This window comes from Ruegeria sp. AP7, from assembly GCF_056539905.1.
Map to the genome: position 1 here is coordinate 1 of NZ_JBQFVT010000021.1, position 16681 is coordinate 16681.

Genomic DNA, 16681 nt, shown 5'->3' on the forward strand with positions numbered 1-16681 from the left:
GATTTGCAGCAATTTCCTTTAAAGATCTGAACGGAAGCTTTGTCCGCAGAGCAGACGTTCGTTGCAGCTTGCTCCAATGTCCGCTTTGCGGGACCTTTCTGCCATTGTTGCTCCCAATTCGAACAGCAGCTTAGTGTCGACGCTTCGTGACAACCGCTTCCAGCACCTCGCCTTCGTGATCCACAGCCCGCCAAAGATAATGCCGTTTGCCATTCACCTTCACAAAGACCTCTTCCAGGTGCCATTTCCATTTCGAGAACGTGCGCAGCTGCTGCACACGCTTTCTTCGGATCTCCGCAGCAAACATCGGGCCAAACCGGTTCCACCAATATCGGACAGTTTCATGGCTCACGTCGATGCCTCGCTCGTGCAGCAGATCTTCGACATTCCGAAGCAAGAGTGGGAAACGGATGTACAGCATCACCGCAAGGCGGATGATTTCGAGGCTGGTTTTGAAGTTTTTGAAGGAGGCAGGTTTGGTCATTCCTAAATGCCATGCATCCGCCCTGCCCCGCTCAAGCAAAGCTCTTCTGACAAGACCAGTCGAGACACCTTCAAGCTGACCCGCGCCGCCGCTCTTGCCGAATGGTGTCAACTTTGTTCCGGATAGGTTCGCAGTTTCCGCAGCAAACTGAGACTGGTTCGAATTAGTCTGACAGCACCCGTGATACGTCCATCAGACAATGGCCCGGAGATCATCACTCTGCTTCTCTAAGTATTGTACAGTCTTACCTCGAAGAACGTCATATGAAATGACGATGCTGCAAAGCGCAGCGAAGAAACACCACACCGAAGGTAGAACAAACAATTCATAACCGAAGAGCGTGACGAGAAACGACGCTGTAAGCGCTAGGCCAAACTTGAAAGCGGTGGGGTTCGATGAGGCTGCTAGCGCAGTACATGCAGTAAAGAAGTAAATGTATTGGATGTTTGGGATAAGGGTCATACCTTGTAGGTACAAAATATGCCCTCCCCATTCATCGCTAGAGGTGGGAAGTACGGGGTTATTGATTGCTTTTAGCATAAGGTAAGTTCCCACAGCCAAACCACCAATGATAAGTCCACCGAATAAGTGTTTACGCCACTTTCGCTTTTCGATCAGAAAACCTGCAGTTGGGCCAGCAACAGGCCAATAGAAAAACGCGAAAAAAATGAAGCCATAGTTTACTATCGTTAAAAGTCTCAAAGACAATTGGTCGGATATCCCGAGCCAGACCAAACCCTCAAGACTTTGTTGTAAACCGAAAACTAACGGAAAAGATGACAGGAATATTAGGCCACGCCCCAACTTCTGTCTGCATGCAGAAATCATGGTAGCTGCACCGGTAACGGACAATATTCCCCCCGCGACAAAACTTGCCGTAGCTGAAAAGCACATCTTTAACTCCATTCAGTACATATATCTTTAGCCAGCATCATATGTCGGTGATTGTAGCAGCCAAGCTTTTCATCTCACTATAGGCACACAAGGTCGGCTTTTAGCGGCCTTTTGACTTTGCAGATTCCGAATTTGGTATTCCGGAAACAGCGGCAGCAGGGGGAATGTCGGTTCGGACCCTGCAATCCAGGTTGCGAAATGCGGGCACAAACCTGTCGGATACTCGGCAGGAAATTAGAAGGACGCTTGTCACAGAATGGTTGCAGACCACCGATATGAAGATCGCGGAGATCGCGGCTTCGCTTGGATACACAAGCAGTTCGAACTTCACCCGAGCGTTTCGCGCTCAGACTGGCCAAACGCCAGGTGAGTTTCGAATGGCAAAAAGGGGTGATCATTGCTGATATCAACTCGAACTGACAGGGAACGCCTTGCAGTTGTTGGTTGAAGCCAATTTTGAATGAAAATTGATGCTAGCGGCACCATCGGTCATTTGGGGCAAAACCATCCAACGGTTCAGCGAAACGCGAATGCCAACAATGGGTCACAAGCAGAGCTTTGCAAAGTCGGCTTTCTGCGCATTGCCGTCCTTAGCGCGGACTGCAGCACCCGGTAACTTTGGGCTCGAAACCGCCATTCGCTGCACTTACCGCGAACGTCAGCTTTGCGGTCAAGAACGAATATCGTTTCTTTCCTAATAGGCGTTGGATAGCTATAATCCTCGCATGTCAAAGCGGGACAAACTTAAGCGTAACCGTATGAAACTGTACGAAGATTTAGCATCGCGTAGAAACTACGTTGAACCGATGCAATACTTGTTTGGGCAGCTGAAAGGCGCGGTTGATAAGGGCAATCATGACAAGGCTATCAAGATTGCGATGTTTCTCATTCCATTTGGGCATGCCAAAGCTTTGCCGCGGAAACAGGATGGTGATGAGGTGGGTCACGACCGCCTTATAGTCAACTTCACGTTGAACTGACTAAATCTGAGACATCCGATGCTTTAGATTCTTTAGGATCGAGCGGCTCATCCATCACAAATCGTATGGGGGACTAATTGGGGGACTTAGGGCTAAAAAATATCCCAATGGATTGATTATATGAAATTATTTTGGAAATAGTGGTGCCCAGGAGAGGACTCGAACCTCCACGTCCATACGGACACTAGCACCTGAAGCTAGCGCGTCTACCAATTCCGCCACCTGGGCAGGTGTCGTGGAGGGGCGTTTAAGCCGACTGGCGGTAGGCGTCAACCGGATTCGGGCCGTTTTTTGAAAGTTTTTTAGTGTCTCGCCCTGCCGGTGATACATGCATTGGATTTTCGCGGATGCGCGGCGTTATTGCGCCTTGTCCGTCGGGCTGTTGGGCGGTAGATCAGATCAGAACCAGACAGCAGGAGCGCCATCATGTCCAAACTGGTCACGATTTTCGGTGGATCGGGCTTTGTCGGCCGATATATCGCTCGGCGCATGGCAGCCGAAGGCTGGCGTGTTCGTGTCGCTGTGCGGCGACCCAATGAGGCAATGTTTGTGCGACCGTATGGCGCGGTCGGGCAAGTTGAGCCCATACTGTGCAATATCCGCGATGATGCTTCGGTCGCTTCGGCGATGCATGGTGTCGATGCTGTGGTGAACTGCGTCGGTGTCCTGAATGAGCTGGGCAAAAATGCGTTTGACGCGGTGCAGGCCGACGGGGCCGAACGGATCGCCCGTCTGGCTGCGTTGAACGATGTCGATCATATGGTTCATATCTCAGCCATTGGCGCCGATCTGGAATCTGATAGCGAATACGCACGCACCAAAGCCCAGGGCGAGGCGAATGTTCTGCAACACATGCCGGGGGCTGTTATTCTGCGCCCTTCGATAATCTTCGGGACCGAGGATCAGTTCTTTAACCGATTTGCAGGAATGACGCGCATGAGCCCATTCCTGCCTCTTGTCGGAGCCGACACCAAGTTTCAGCCGGTCTATGTGGATGATGTTGCGCAGGCCGCTGTTCAGGGTGTTTTGGGCAAGGCCTCTGCCGGGGTTTATGAGCTTGGCGGTCCTGAGGTTAAGAGCTTTCGTGGCTTGATGCAGCAGATGCTCGAAGTGATCCATCGTCGTCGGATCATCATAGGCATGCCATTCCTCACTGCCAAAATCATGGCGGGCGTACTGGATATCGTAAAGTTTGTTAGTTTCCAGTTGTTCCCAAACAATATCCTAACCCGTGACCAGGTTAGAAACCTGCGGCGCGATAACGTCGTGGCAGAAGATGCCAAGGGGTTTGCGGATCTTGGGATTGAGCCCGCAACACTGGATTCGATATTGCCGGAATATCTCTGGAAATTCCGCCCATCGGGTCAATATGACGATATTCAGAACTCGGCCAAGAATCTGCGTATCTGATCAGGAATAGGCGATAACTAACAGGATCGCCCCAAGGATCACGCGATAGAATACATAAGGTGTGAAACTGACGCTGCGCAACAGGCGCATCATCAGGCTCAACGCCAGCAGTGCTGCAACAAATGCAAACGCTGCCGCGATGAATCCGTCCTTCGCCAAATCCCAGTTAGCATCCTGGATGACGTCAACCGACAAAAGGGCTCCTGAGGCTAATATTGTTGGAATAGACATCAGCATCGCAATCCTGGCCCCATCTTCCCGTTTATACCCGAGTTGTCGCGCACCGGTGATGGTAATCCCCGACCGTGAGGTCCCCGGGACCAGCGCCAGCACCTGCCATAGCCCCATTATCACGGCATCTTTTATGCCCCAATCTGAGGCATGTTTGGTTTGCGCGCCTTTCTGATCCATCCAGTACAGCAGCAATCCGAATCCCAGCATCGTCCAGCCGATGACCGCGATTGAGCGCAGGGATTGCTGAAGCCCTGACAGATACAGAATCGCGCCGACAATTACGGTTGGAATGGTGGCTACGATTAATCCGAAGGCCAGCTGTGCCCTTGGAGTATCAAGTCGCCCGGTCAAAACTTCTGGCAGACCGGCCAACGCCTGCTTCACATCTGACCAGAAATACAGAATCACGGCACCAAGCGTGCCCAGATGAACAGCGACATCGATCGCCAGGCCTTGGTCACTTGCGCCGGACAGGCCCGGAAGCAGGATCAGATGGCCCGAGGATGAGACCGGCAAGAACTCGGTGACGCCTTGGATAATCGCCACAAGAATCAAGTGAAAAAGACTCATCTGCTCTGCCGGTGTTGTGGTCTGTTTGTTGTGATCAATGGGTATAAGCGTGCTGCGAGAAAGGAAAGCGTATAGATAGGTCCGAATCGGTACTATTTTCTGGACTAAATTTCGCCCCAGCACACCAAATCGCCGAAATTTTCTAATAATAGGTCAGTATATTTGACTTTTCATCCCCAGTGACTTCCCTTAAAGAGACCCAAGCAAGCCAATTCATGGAGTCTGACCCGTGGCCAAGCAACCGATGCTGAAATTTGTGCAGATCGATCGCGTCATGCCTGAAAAGCGTGCCGCTGGTGACCGCAAAGAGGACTTTGATGAAATCTATGCGGAGTTTGCCGCCGAAAAAGCGGCCGAGCAAGCGAGTCGTTGCAGCCAGTGTGGTGTGCCTTATTGCCAATCGCATTGCCCACTACACAACAACATTCCGGACTGGCTGCGCCTGACCGCTACAGGACGGCTGGAAGAAGCCTATGTGACCAGCCAGGCGACCAACACGTTCCCCGAGATCTGTGGTCGTATTTGCCCGCAGGACCGACTTTGTGAAGGTAACTGCGTAATCGAACAATCGGGTCACGGGACGGTCACCATTGGAACGATCGAGAAATACATAACCGATACCGCCTGGGACAAAGGTTGGGTGAAGCCCGTCGCACCAGCGGCGGAGCGTGGCGAAAGCGTTGGTATCATTGGTGGCGGCCCCGGCGGACTGGCCGCGGCCGATATGCTGCGGCAGGCAGGCATCCAGGTCACGGTCTATGATCGCTATGACCGCGCAGGGGGTCTGCTGATGTATGGTATTCCGGGCTTCAAATTGGAAAAAGACATTGTCCAGCGTCGCAATGATTTGCTGGCCGAAGGCGGCGTAGAATTTGTTCTGAATTGCAATGTGGATGCTGCCAAGTTCCAAGAAATCCGAGCAAAACATGATGCGGTGATTATTGCGACAGGTGTCTACAAATCCCGCGATCTGTCCATGCCGGGCAGCGGTTTGACCGGGATCGAAAAGGCAATCGATTTCCTGACCGCCTCGAACCGTAAGAGTTTTGGAGATGCCGTTGAAGATTTTGATAGTGGCCGCCTGAACGCTGAAGGTAAGAAAGTTGTCGTCATTGGCGGCGGTGATACCGCGATGGACTGTGTACGGACGTCAATCCGGCAGGGGGCAACTTCGGTCAAATGTCTCTATCGCCGTGACCGGGCGAATATGCCGGGGTCACAGCGTGAAACCCAAAATGCCGAGGAAGAAGGTGTCATCTTTGAATGGCTCAGTGCGCCCAAAGGCTTTACCGGCGACGACAAGGTTTCAGGTGTTATGGTGCAGAAGATGCGCCTGGGTCAGCCCGACGCATCGGGCCGCCAATCGCCAGAAGTGATCGAAGGTGCGGATTATGTCGAAGACGCCGATCTTGTCATCAAGGCGCTGGGTTTTGAACCCGAAGACCTACCCACTCTGTTTGGTCAGCCCGACCTGCCCGTGACTCGGTGGGGCACTATCAAGGCCGCATTCGAGACTGGTGAGACCGAAATGGAAGGCGTTTACGCGATCGGAGACATCGTGCGTGGTGCGTCGCTTGTGGTTTGGGCAATCCGCGATGGGCGCGATTGCGCTGACGCGATTATCGGCAGGTTAAACGCCAAAGCCTCAGTCGCAGCCGAATGATAAAAAAGCGGCGGATCACCTGCTGCAATCATAATATCAACTACCCGAAGGACAGGCGTTACCAAATGAACGCCCGCAAAGGTTCAGAAACCTTGGAGTGCCGACGGAAGAAGGAGACAGCCAATGACCAAGTTTGACGCAGATTGGGTTCAGGCCGAAGAAACCAAACGTCAGTGGATGGCAGAGAATGGTCTTTATTCCGAAGAAGAGGAACATTCATCCTGCGGCGTGGGTCTGGTTGTTTCTGTTGACGGCAAGAAAAGCCGCAAAGTTGTTGACGCCGGAATCGATGCGCTCAAGGCGATCTGGCACCGGGGAGCTGTGGATGCTGACGGCAAAACCGGTGACGGAGCAGGCATCCATGTGCAAATCCCCGTTCCGTTTTTCTATGACCAGATTCGTCGCACCGGGCATGAGCCAAACATGGACGAACTCATCGCGGTTGGTCAGGTGTTCTTGCCCCGGACTGATTTTGGTGCGCAGGAAAGCTGCCGGACCATCGTAGAGACCGAAGTTCTGCGCATGGGGTACTATATCTACGGCTGGCGGCATGTGCCGGTCGATGTGACCTGTCTGGGTGATAAGGCCAACGCAACCCGGCCAGAGATTGAACAAATCCTGATCTCGAACTCCAAAGGCGTGGATGAAGAGACCTTCGAGCGTGAGCTTTACGTCATCCGCCGCCGCATCGAAAAGGCCGCCGCCGCCGCGGGGATCTCAGGGTTGTATCTGGCTTCGCTGTCCTGCCGGTCGATCATCTACAAGGGTATGATGCTGGCCGAACAAGTGGCGGTGTTCTATCCCGACCTGATGGACGAACGCTTTGAATCCGCGTTCGCAATCTACCATCAGCGATATTCGACCAACACATTCCCGCAATGGTGGCTGGCCCAGCCGTTCCGTATGCTGGCCCATAACGGTGAAATCAACACACTCAAGGGCAACGTCAATTGGATGAAAAGCCATGAGATTCGCATGGCCAGCGCGACCTTTGGTGACCATGCCGAGGATATCAAGCCGATCATCGCAGGTGGATCGTCGGATTCGGCCGCATTAGACTCGGTTTTTGAGGTTTTGGTGCGCGCCGGACGTTCAGCCCCGATGGCGAAAACCATGCTGGTGCCGGAAAGCTGGTCAAAGCAGGCAGTCGAGCTGCCTCAGGCTTGGCGCGACATGTATTCTTATTGCAACTCAGTCATGGAGCCGTGGGACGGACCCGCCGCGTTGGCGATGACCGATGGACGTTGGGTATGTGCCGGACTGGACCGGAATGGCCTGCGCCCAATGCGATATGTTGTAACGGGTGACGGTCTGGTCATAGCGGGTTCCGAGGCCGGGATGGTCCCAATTGATGAGGCGTCGGTGAAGGAAAAAGGCGCGCTTGGACCGGGGCAGTTGCTGGCCGTGGATATGAAAAAAGGCAAGCTGTATCGTGACACCCAGATCAAGGACAAGCTATCGCGCGCCTTGCCGTTTGGTGATTGGGTCAGCAAGATCAACGATCTAGATACAACGCTTGCAGGCGTAACCGAAGCGCCCATGTTCTCGGGCGAAGAGCTGCGTAAGCGCCAGATTGCTGCGGGATACTCGGTTGAAGACCTCGAACAGATCCTGGCCCCTATGGCGGAAGATGGCAAAGAAGCGCTTGCTTCGATGGGGGATGACACGCCTTCGGCTGTTCTGTCGAAACAGTATCGCCCGCTCAGCCATTTCTTCCGTCAGAACTTTAGCCAGGTAACAAACCCGCCAATCGACAGTTTGCGCGAGTATCGCGTCATGTCGCTGAAAACTAGATTTGGTAACCTGAAGAACGTTCTGGACGAAGATAGCAGCCAGACTGAGATTGTGGTTCTGGAAAGTCCCTTTGTCGGCAATGCGCAATGGGAGTTGCTGGTCGGGCAGTTCAACTCTCCTTTGGCCGAGATCGATTGCAGTTTTGACCCGGGTGAGGGTCAGTTGGACTTGGCTCTGGCCCGCATCCGCGCCGAGGCGGAAGAAGCGGTGCGTTCGGGTGCAGGACATCTGGTGCTGACCGATCAGCATTCCGGGCCAGACAAGGTGGCGATGCCGATGATTCTGGCCACCAGCGCCGTACACAGTCATCTGACACGGCAGGGGCTACGGACCTTCTGCTCGCTCAACGTGCGGTCGGCAGAATGCGTCGATCCGCACTATTTCGCGGTGCTGATCGGGTGCGGTGCAACTGTTGTGAACGCATATCTGGCCGAGGATTCTCTGGCAGACCGGATCGAACGGGGCCTGTTGGATGGCACCTTGACCGAGAATGTGGCGCGATATCGCGAAGCCATCGATCAGGGCCTGCTCAAGATCATGGCAAAGATGGGTATTTCTGTCGTGTCTTCTTATCGCGGCGGCCTGAATTTCGAGGCCGTCGGCCTGAGCCGCGCCATGGTGGCCGAGTATTTCCCCGGCATGACGAGCCGGATTTCCGGCATTGGTATCCACGGCATTCGAGTCAAGGTCGAAGAGATTCACGCCAAGGGCTGGGCAAGCGGCCTGGACGTGCTGCCCATCGGTGGTTTCTACAAGGCGCGTAAATCGGGTGAGACCCATGCGTGGGAAGCGACCTCGATGCACATGATGCAAATGGCCTGTAATAGAGCCTCATATGAGCTGTGGAAGCAGTACTCGGCCAAGATGCAGTCGAACCCGCCGATCCATTTGCGCGACCTGATGGACTTCAAACCGCTGGGCAAGCCGGTGCCAATTGAAGAGGTCGAGTCGATCACATCGATCCGCAAGCGTTTTGTCACCCCGGGTATGTCGCTGGGGGCGCTGTCACCAGAGGCGCATAAGACGCTGAATGTGGCGATGAACCGGATCGGTGCGAAATCCGACTCGGGTGAGGGTGGTGAAGACCCTGCACACTTCGTGCCGGAGCCCAATGGCGATAACCCCTCGGCCAAGATCAAACAGGTGGCTTCGGGGCGGTTTGGCGTGACCGCCGAGTATCTGAACCAATGTGAAGAGCTTGAGATCAAGGTCGCTCAGGGTGCGAAGCCGGGTGAGGGTGGTCAGCTTCCGGGTATGAAGGTCACCGACCTGATCGCGCGTCTGCGGCACTCGACTAAGGGTGTGACACTGATCTCACCGCCGCCGCACCACGACATCTACTCGATCGAGGATCTGGCGCAGCTGATCTATGACCTCAAGCAGATCAACCCGCGTTGTAAGGTGACGGTGAAGCTTGTTGCGTCGTCGGGCGTTGGCACAATTGCTGCCGGTGTGGCCAAGGCGAAAGCGGACATAATCCTTATTTCGGGTCACAATGGCGGTACAGGCGCCTCGCCCGCAACCAGTATCAAATACGCCGGCCTGCCATGGGAAATGGGCCTGACCGAGGCGCACCAGGTTTTGGCCATGAACAACCTGCGCGACCGCGTCACTCTGCGCACCGATGGCGGCCTGCGCACCGGGCGTGACATCGTCATGGCCGCGATGATGGGGGCCGAGGAATACGGTATCGGCACCGCTGCATTGATCGCGATGGGCTGTATCATGGTACGTCAGTGCCAGTCGAACACCTGCCCAGTTGGTGTCTGTACGCAAGACGAATCCCTGCGTGCAAAGTTCACGGGCAACGCGGACAAGGTCGTAAACCTGATCACCTTCTATGCGCAAGAAGTGCGTGAACTTCTGGCCAGCCTAGGGGCGCGTTCGGTTGATGAGATTATCGGTCGCGCAGACCTGCTGGCTCAGGTAAGCCGGGGCTCTGCGCATCTGGACGATCTGGACCTCAATCCGCTGCTGATCACCGTCGATGGAGCGCATAACATCGTGTACAACCGCGATAAGGATCGAAATGCGGTGCCTGATACGCTGGACGCTGAGATCGTGCGCGATGCCGCCCGGTTCTTGAAAGACGGTGAAAAGATGCAGCTGTCATATGCCGTCCAGAACACGCATCGGACCGTGGGAACCCGTGTCTCCAGCCATATCGTCCAGAACTTTGGGATGCGGAACACGTTCCAGGACGACCACTTGCATGTCAAACTGCAAGGTTCGGCCGGTCAATCGCTTGGGGCCTTTGCTGCTCCGGGATTGAAGCTGGAAGTCTCAGGTGATGCCAATGATTATGTAGGCAAAGGCCTTTCGGGTGGCACAATCGTCGTGCGTCCACCGCAGGTCAGCCCGTTGCAGGCGGATGACAACACCATCGTTGGCAATACCGTCCTGTATGGTGCGACCGACGGACATCTGTTCGCGGCAGGTCGCGCGGGTGAGCGGTTCGCGGTTCGGAACTCGGGCGCAACTGTTGTGGTCGAAGGCTGTGGCTCGAACGGGTGTGAATACATGACCGGCGGTGTTGCGGTAATTCTGGGTGACATTGGAGCGAACTTTGGCGCGGGTATGACAGGCGGCATGGCCTATCTGTACAATCCCGAGGGCAAGGCCGAAGCGCTGTTGAACAACGAGACCCTGGTCACCTGTCCAGTCACGGTAGAGCATTGGTCGGATCAACTGAAAACGCTGATCCAACGCCATGTCGACGAAACCAATAGCCGCAAGGCTGCAGACATTTTGCAGCACTGGGAAGTGGAAAAGACGCATTTCCTGCAGGTCTGCCCCAAGGAGATGCTGAACAAGCTAAGCCACCCCCTGACCACCGAAGTCGCAGCGGTTCCTGCAGAATAGGATCTGCGATATCGAAAACGGTTTACCCGGCGTGTCGAATCCAACACGCCGGGTTCTCTTTTGCATATGCGCAGGGCTTCTAATTCTTGTGCAATTCGGTCTGGAACGCCTAGCTTTGGTCATTGTTTGTTCGGGAAATGCGGGCATGATCCTAAATCAATGATGTGAAAGAGGCGGAGTTTTGGTGTGCCGATAACCTATACAGACCAGTTTTATTCCTTCGATCCGGCAAACCCACCCCCCGTCGGATCCGCGATCACGGTCGATACATTTGATCTGGTTGATCAGGACGAAAATGGCGAGATTGAGGACTTTGGCGGTGACACTGTCGCCGGGCAAACGGTCTCAGATTCCTGGCCCGGAGATACCGTGACGATAAATGTTCCCGGTGTCGGAGACGTCACCTATGTGGGTATTACATTCTATCTTTCGGACGGCGTCACGCGGGTTTTCACACCTACAGACGGTCAGGTTCTTCAGGCAGGCACGCTGGTATCGACGACATTTGTGAATGTTGAAGGCCCACTGATTGTCCCAGGCGAACTTGGCCCACCTTGTTTCACGCCTGGAACACTGATCGATACGCCAGATGGGCCGCGTCTGGCTGAAGACCTGAAACCCGGAGATCTTGTTACAACAGCAGACAGCGGTGCAGAACCGGTGCTTTGGGTTGGCCGGACGACCGTAGCGGCAGAGGGTAATCTGGCACCGGTTCGGTTTGAGGCCGGGATGTTTGGCCTTGTCGAGCCGCTGGTTGTTTCTCCTCAACACCGAATGCTTATTGACGATTGGCGTGCGCAATACCTGTTTGGACATGATGAAGTTCTGATCGCAGCGCATTGTCTTGTGAACGGTGATACTGTGACACGGGTGGAAGGGGGCGAGGTCGACTATATCCATCTCTTGTTCCGCCGGCATGAGATCGTGTTCGCCAATGGGGCCAAAAGCGAAAGTTACTATCCGGGACATGCGCTGACCCAGGCCGAACAACGAACACAAGGTGAAGTTCTGGCGCTGTTCCCTGAGTTGAGTGTGCGCGGTGTTGCATCAGTCAATACGGCGCGCCCGGTTGTTCGTCCGCGGGACGGGCAAATGTTGTCGAATTAATCCGTTTCAAATGCGTCCTCTGCGGCGTATAGCAAAGCATGGCAAAGAAAGCAGCGCGCAAGTCACGCGGTAAGAATAAAAAGGCATCAGGCTCAAAGAAATCGCAAGGCCTCATCGCGCGGATGCGGCGGTGGGGGCTGCGAATCGTCTTAGGTATTGCTGTCGCGTTTTTTGCGTTGATCCTGGTTTATTCGGTCGTGAACCCTCCGATCACACATACGATCTGGTCGGAATGGCGCCGGTTGGGAAAGGTTGACCGTGACTGGGTCGCCATCGAAGAAATTTCACCCGTCATGTCCCGATCTGCAGTGGCTGCTGAAGATGCAAATTTTTGCCTGCATTGGGGTTTCGATGTTGAGGCCATTCGGGACGCGTTGGAAGATGGGGGCAATCGAGGCGCATCGACCATAACGCAGCAAGTGGTGAAGAATGTCTTCCTTTGGCAAGGGCGCAGTTGGGTGCGCAAGGCCCTTGAGACTTCGATAACCCCGGTTGTCGAAATGGTCTGGAGCAAGCAGCGCATTCTAGAGGTCTATCTGAACGTCGCCGAAACCGGGACCGGTGTGTTTGGTGTCGAAGCGGCGGCACAGAAATACTATGGGGTGAGTGCGGCAAAGATGTCGCCGGTCCAAGCCGCGCGTATTGCAGCAATTCTGCCCTCGCCGCGAAACAGATCAGTTACCGATCCTTCGGTTCGAACCCGCAGGCGTGCAGCGTCCATTCTTGATGGAGCGGCCACCATCCGCGCAGATGGACGCGCCAAGTGTTTCGAGGATTGAATCTCAAGCCGGTCAGAGGCTAAAGCTGAGGTGTATTCTCTGGTTCGATTGGAAGCTCATGGCGCGTCTGTTTCACGTTCCCCTCTCTCCCTACTGCCGCAAAGTCCGCTTATCCCTGGCTGAAAAGAAGATCGAGGTTGAGCTGGTCGAAGAACGATATTGGGAACAAGACCCGGACTTTTTGCGTCGCAATCCGGCGGGCAAGGTCCCCGTGTTGCGATTGGATGGTCAGATCATGGCCGAGAGTGCCGCGATTTGTGAATATATCGAAGAGACTCGTCCCGAGCCGCCCCTGATGCCTAAAAAGCCCGAGGCGCGTTACGAAGTCAGGCGTCTTGTTGGCTGGTTCGATGACAAGTTTCATCACGAGGTAACCTCAAAACTGCTTTATGAACGAGTGAACAAGAAGGTCACTGGGCAGGGTTATCCGGACAGCAAGAACGTCAAGGAAGGTGCAAAAGCGATCAAGTATCATTTGGATTACATGGCCTGGCTGCTGGATCACCGTCGCTGGCTGGCCGGAGATCAGATGACATTGGCCGATTTCGCCGCAGCAGCGCATCTGTCGGCGCTGGACTATATCTCGGACGTGGATTGGAACCGCAGTGCTGCGGTGAAGGACTGGTATGCGAAGATCAAGTCTCGCCCAGCATTTCGCTCGATTCTGGCGGATCAGGTGCCTGGATTCCGGCCACCGCCTCATTACGCTGATCTGGATTTCTGATAGGTTGGGGAAGGGGGCTGTCTGCCCCCTCTTGGCCCATTGGGCCAATTCACCCCCGAGGAAAATTAGGGCCAGATGAAGAACGTATCGGAATTGAAGGCACGATTGGTGGAGCAGGCCCTTGCCGAGGGGTTTGTGGCCTGCCGGGTTTGCCGTCCTTGGGACGTGCCGCAGGTGCCAGAGCGGTTAGAGGCATTTCTGCAGGCCGGATATCATGGTCAGATGGGGTGGATGGCCGAGCGGAGCCATTGGCGCGGGGATCCGTCGGCGCTCTGGCCCGAGGCGCGATCCGTGATCATGCTGGCCGAGAGTTATACGCCTGAGCATGATCCCGCAGAAGTGCTGTCGTATCCCGAATTGGGTGCAATTTCGGTTTATGCACAGAACAAGGATTATCATGATCTGGTCAAGAAACGCCTGAAGCGATTGGCGCGCTGGCTGATTGCTGAGGGCGGGGGTGAAGTGAAGGTGTTTGTCGACACGGCGCCAGTGCCTGAGAAATCTTTGGGAGAGGCAGCTGGGTTAGGTTGGCAGGGTAAACACACCAATCTGGTAAGCCAGGATTGGGGCAATTGGGCCTTCTTAGGGTCTGTATTCACGACATTGAACCTGCCTTCGGACGTGGCTGAGATCGACCATTGCGGGTCGTGCAGGGCTTGTTTGAATGCATGTCCAACAAACGCTTTTCCAGCGCCGTATCAACTGGATGCGCGTCGTTGTATTTCGTATTTAACCATCGAGCATAAGGGGCCGGTGGATGAAGAATTGCGGGGGTTACTGGGGAACCGGATATATGGCTGCGATGATTGTCTTGCAGCCTGCCCCTGGAATAAGTTCGCAGTCGCTGCCAACGATATTAGATATGCAGCGCGTGAGGAATTGAAGGCGCCGTCCTTGGCAGAGTTGGCGACGTTGGATGACACGGCTTTCAGAGCGATGTTTTCGGGCTCACCGATCAAGAGAATCGGGCGGGATCGGTTTGTGCGGAATGTGCTTTATGCGATTGGGAACTCGGCGGTACCGGCGTTGCTGCCGGTTGCTCAGACGCTGACCGATGATCCTGATCCGACGGTGGCTGATGCTGCGCGCTGGGCGGCGTCTAGGTTGTCGTAAACAGGCTGGACGCGCCGTAGGAAAACGCTACACCCGATTCTGGCGAACAGATGGAGGACCCGATGGCGCTGGCTTTGGGTGTGGATACGGGCGGAACCTATACAGATGCGGTGCTGGTTCGGGATGAGCGTGAGGTGATTGCCTCGGCTAAGTCTCTGACCACACGCGCAGATTTGGCGATTGGGGTTGGCCGGGCCATCTCGGCGGTGCTTGCAGAAGCTGAGATCGCGCCAGATCAGATCGGATTGGCATCGCTTTCGACGACTCTCGCCACCAATGCGCTGGTCGAAGGCCAGGGTGGGCGTATCGCGCTGATTTATGTCGGGTTTCGGGAAAGTGATCTGGAAAAGCATGGGTTGCGGGATGCGCTGAAAGGCGACCCGGCGTTGGTTCTGTCCGGTGGGCACAATCACGCAGGCGGTGAGAAAGAGCCGTTGGATACAAAGGCACTTGAGGCCTTCTTGAAGTCTCATGAAGGCATATCTGGTTACGCGGTTGCGGCACAATTTGCCACCCGAAACCCGGCGCATGAGCTTGAAGTTGCACGGGTGGTTGCGGAAAGAACCGGTATTCCGGTGACTTGCTCGCACCATTTGTCAGCCAAATTGAATGGACCAAAACGGGCTGTGACTGCGGTTTTGAACGCCCGGTTGATAGGCATGATTGATCGTTTGATCGGGCGGGCGCAGGACCAACTGAAAGAACAAGGTATTTCAGCGCCTATGATGGTCGTGCGTGGGGACGGGGCTTTAATGAGTGCCGAACAGGCGCGTGAACGCCCGATCGAGACGATCCTTAGCGGTCCGGCGGCATCGATTGTGGGCGCGCGTTGGTTGACGAATGCCGATAACGCGTTGGTTTCCGATATCGGTGGAACTACGACCGACGTCGCGTTGATACGGGATGGAAAGCCCGCGATTGATCCCGCAGGTGCACAAGTTGGCGGTTTCCGTACTATGGTCGAAGCCGTTGCGATGCGTACCCACGGTTTGGGTGGGGATAGCCAGGTACATGTTTTGACGGAAGGATTGCAGGGTAGTGTCTTTCTTGGCCCGCGGCGCGTGCTTCCGGTCTCGTTGATCGCTGCCGAAGCACCAGAAGTTGTTCACGCAGAGTTGGATGAACAATTGCGCGCTACAACGGTGGGTGAACACGATACCCGTTTTGCGCGGCGGGTGGCGGGTATCCCGGCTAAAGGCGTGGGCCCGCGTGAAGCTGTCTTGCTGGACCGGCTGGGCGATGGGGTGCAGGCGCTGAGTAAACTGCTGCAGACACGGATGGAACATGGCGCGCTGACGCGTTTGGTCGATCGTGGGATTGTTCAGGTTTCCGGTGTCACGCCCTCAGACGCGAGCCATGTTCTGGGTCGTCTGGACGAATGGGATGCTAAGGCGGCACACAAGGCACTGGAGCTAATGGCACGCAAGCGGGTTGGATCTGGAGAAACGCTGGTGAGATCACCTGAGGCGCTGGCGCAGATGATCGTTGATCAATTGACGGAACAAACCTCATTGACTTTGTTAGAGACTGCTTTTGCGGAGGAGATCGACGGTTTTGATCTTTCACCGCAGGTACTTGCGCGGCACGTACTAACCCATCGTGGTCTTGCCAAACACCGAGGACTGATCGCGCTGGATACCGCATTGAATGTCGATGTGGTGGGCCTAGGGGCCTCGGCACCCAACTATTACCCTGCCGTAGGTGAGCGGTTGCATTGCAATATGATCCTGCCTGAACACGCTGGTGTTGCGAATGCTATCGGAGCGGTCGTTGGTCGGATGACCCTGCGCCGGTCAGGCACTGTTACGTCTCCCGCTGAAGGCCGCTATCGGGTGCATCTGGAAGAAGGGCCACAAGATTTCTCGGATTCAAGCGCTGCCCTGAAGGTACTTGAAACAGCTTTGCGTGGAGAGGCCGAAGGTGCCGTGCGCGAAGCAGGGGCCGAGGATATTCGAGTGACGGTCGAGCGCGACATTCGCACCGCAAAAATTGAGGCGCAGGAGGTGTTTGTCGAGGCGTCGGTCACGGTCGAGGCCAGCGGACGGCCTCGGGTGGCGGTAGGGTAGC

General features: G+C 55.2%; 12 protein-coding genes, 1 tRNA gene and 1 pseudogene. 10 read left to right on the plus strand and 4 right to left on the minus strand.

Translation table 11 applies throughout. From position 1 onward, the window contains the following. Positions 1-133 precede the first annotated feature (133 nt). Positions 134-484, minus strand: a pseudogene (locus ACR0KN_RS21660) (IS6 family transposase); the annotation flags it as partial. Between the two features lie 192 nt (positions 485-676). Then, on the minus strand, positions 677-1390 hold the full coding sequence (locus ACR0KN_RS21665) for a DUF6629 family protein (protein ID WP_170470977.1): 714 nt from the start codon (positions 1388-1390) through the stop codon (positions 677-679). 125 nt (positions 1391-1515) lie between these two features. Between ACR0KN_RS21665 and ACR0KN_RS21670 the strand changes: the two genes are divergently transcribed. Further along, positions 1516-1782: a helix-turn-helix domain-containing protein gene (locus ACR0KN_RS21670; RefSeq protein WP_480656543.1), complete on the plus strand. Its 267-nt coding sequence runs from the start codon at positions 1516-1518 to the stop codon at positions 1780-1782. Positions 1783-2103: 321 nt separating this feature from the next. Then, a complete protein-coding gene (locus ACR0KN_RS21675; protein ID WP_480656508.1) occupies positions 2104-2358 on the plus strand; it encodes a hypothetical protein in 255 nt (84 codons plus the stop codon). 141 nt (positions 2359-2499) lie between these two features. On the opposite strand, the gene ACR0KN_RS21680 is transcribed toward ACR0KN_RS21675, so the two are convergent. Continuing rightward, a tRNA-Leu gene (locus ACR0KN_RS21680) sits at positions 2500-2586 on the minus strand. Between the two features lie 198 nt (positions 2587-2784). On the opposite strand from ACR0KN_RS21680, the gene ACR0KN_RS21685 reads away from it, so the two are divergent. Then, positions 2785-3768 (plus strand): complex I NDUFA9 subunit family protein, encoded by a 984-nt coding sequence (locus tag ACR0KN_RS21685; RefSeq protein WP_480656510.1) that lies wholly within the window; start codon positions 2785-2787, stop codon positions 3766-3768. On the opposite strand, the gene ACR0KN_RS21690 is transcribed toward ACR0KN_RS21685, so the two are convergent. Beyond that, positions 3769-4572 carry an undecaprenyl-diphosphate phosphatase gene (locus ACR0KN_RS21690; RefSeq protein ID WP_480656512.1) on the minus strand — a complete coding sequence of 268 codons (804 nt, stop codon included), beginning with the start codon at positions 4570-4572 and terminating at the stop codon, positions 3769-3771. Positions 4573-4801: 229 nt separating this feature from the next. On the opposite strand from ACR0KN_RS21690, the gene ACR0KN_RS21695 reads away from it, so the two are divergent. The 7 genes from ACR0KN_RS21695 (at position 4802) to ACR0KN_RS21725 (ending at position 16680) form a co-directional block, all read left to right on the plus strand. Beyond that, positions 4802-6235: an NAD(P)-dependent oxidoreductase gene (locus ACR0KN_RS21695; protein WP_480656514.1), complete on the plus strand. Its 1434-nt coding sequence runs from the start codon at positions 4802-4804 to the stop codon at positions 6233-6235. A gap of 123 nt (positions 6236-6358) precedes the next feature. Beyond that, positions 6359-10891, plus strand: coding sequence for a glutamate synthase large subunit (gene gltB, locus ACR0KN_RS21700; protein WP_480656516.1), 4533 nt, complete (start codon positions 6359-6361; stop codon positions 10889-10891). A 186-nt stretch (positions 10892-11077) separates the two neighbouring features. Then, positions 11078-11998 (plus strand): Hint domain-containing protein, encoded by a 921-nt coding sequence (locus ACR0KN_RS21705; RefSeq protein ID WP_480610766.1) that lies wholly within the window; start codon positions 11078-11080, stop codon positions 11996-11998. 38 nt (positions 11999-12036) lie between these two features. Beyond that, positions 12037-12777: a monofunctional biosynthetic peptidoglycan transglycosylase gene (gene mtgA / locus ACR0KN_RS21710; protein ID WP_480457010.1), complete on the plus strand. Its 741-nt coding sequence runs from the start codon at positions 12037-12039 to the stop codon at positions 12775-12777. Positions 12778-12835: 58 nt separating this feature from the next. After that, entirely contained in the window at positions 12836-13501 is a 666-nt protein-coding gene (fzlA, locus tag ACR0KN_RS21715; protein WP_170470958.1) for an FtsZ-binding protein FzlA, read from the plus strand. Positions 13502-13576: 75 nt separating this feature from the next. Then, positions 13577-14614, plus strand: a complete 1038-nt coding sequence (gene queG / locus ACR0KN_RS21720) for a tRNA epoxyqueuosine(34) reductase QueG (RefSeq protein WP_480656519.1) — start codon at positions 13577-13579, stop codon at positions 14612-14614. Between the two features lie 62 nt (positions 14615-14676). Further along, the gene (locus tag ACR0KN_RS21725; RefSeq protein ID WP_480656545.1) at positions 14677-16680 is read left to right on the plus strand and encodes a hydantoinase/oxoprolinase family protein; all 2004 of its coding nucleotides are present in this window, start codon (positions 14677-14679) and stop codon (positions 16678-16680) included. Position 16681: the final 1 nt, after the last annotated feature.

Excerpts from the sequence above, each read along its gene's own strand:
- ACR0KN_RS21665 (WP_170470977.1), bottom strand. The coding sequence starts at position 1,390 with ATGGAGTTAAAGATGTGCTTTTCAGCTACGGCAAGTTTTGTCGCGGGG.
- queG (WP_480656519.1), top strand. The coding sequence starts at position 13,577 with ATGAAGAACGTATCGGAATTGAAGGCACGATTGGTGGAGCAGGCCCTT.
- ACR0KN_RS21675 (WP_480656508.1), top strand. The coding sequence starts at position 2,104 with ATGTCAAAGCGGGACAAACTTAAGCGTAACCGTATGAAACTGTACGAA.
- fzlA (WP_170470958.1), top strand. The coding sequence starts at position 12,836 with ATGGCGCGTCTGTTTCACGTTCCCCTCTCTCCCTACTGCCGCAAAGTC.
- ACR0KN_RS21725 (WP_480656545.1), top strand. The coding sequence starts at position 14,677 with ATGGCGCTGGCTTTGGGTGTGGATACGGGCGGAACCTATACAGATGCG.
- gltB (WP_480656516.1), top strand. The coding sequence starts at position 6,359 with ATGACCAAGTTTGACGCAGATTGGGTTCAGGCCGAAGAAACCAAACGT.
- ACR0KN_RS21685 (WP_480656510.1), top strand. The coding sequence starts at position 2,785 with ATGTCCAAACTGGTCACGATTTTCGGTGGATCGGGCTTTGTCGGCCGA.
- mtgA (WP_480457010.1), top strand. The coding sequence starts at position 12,037 with ATGGCAAAGAAAGCAGCGCGCAAGTCACGCGGTAAGAATAAAAAGGCA.
- ACR0KN_RS21690 (WP_480656512.1), bottom strand. The coding sequence starts at position 4,572 with ATGAGTCTTTTTCACTTGATTCTTGTGGCGATTATCCAAGGCGTCACC.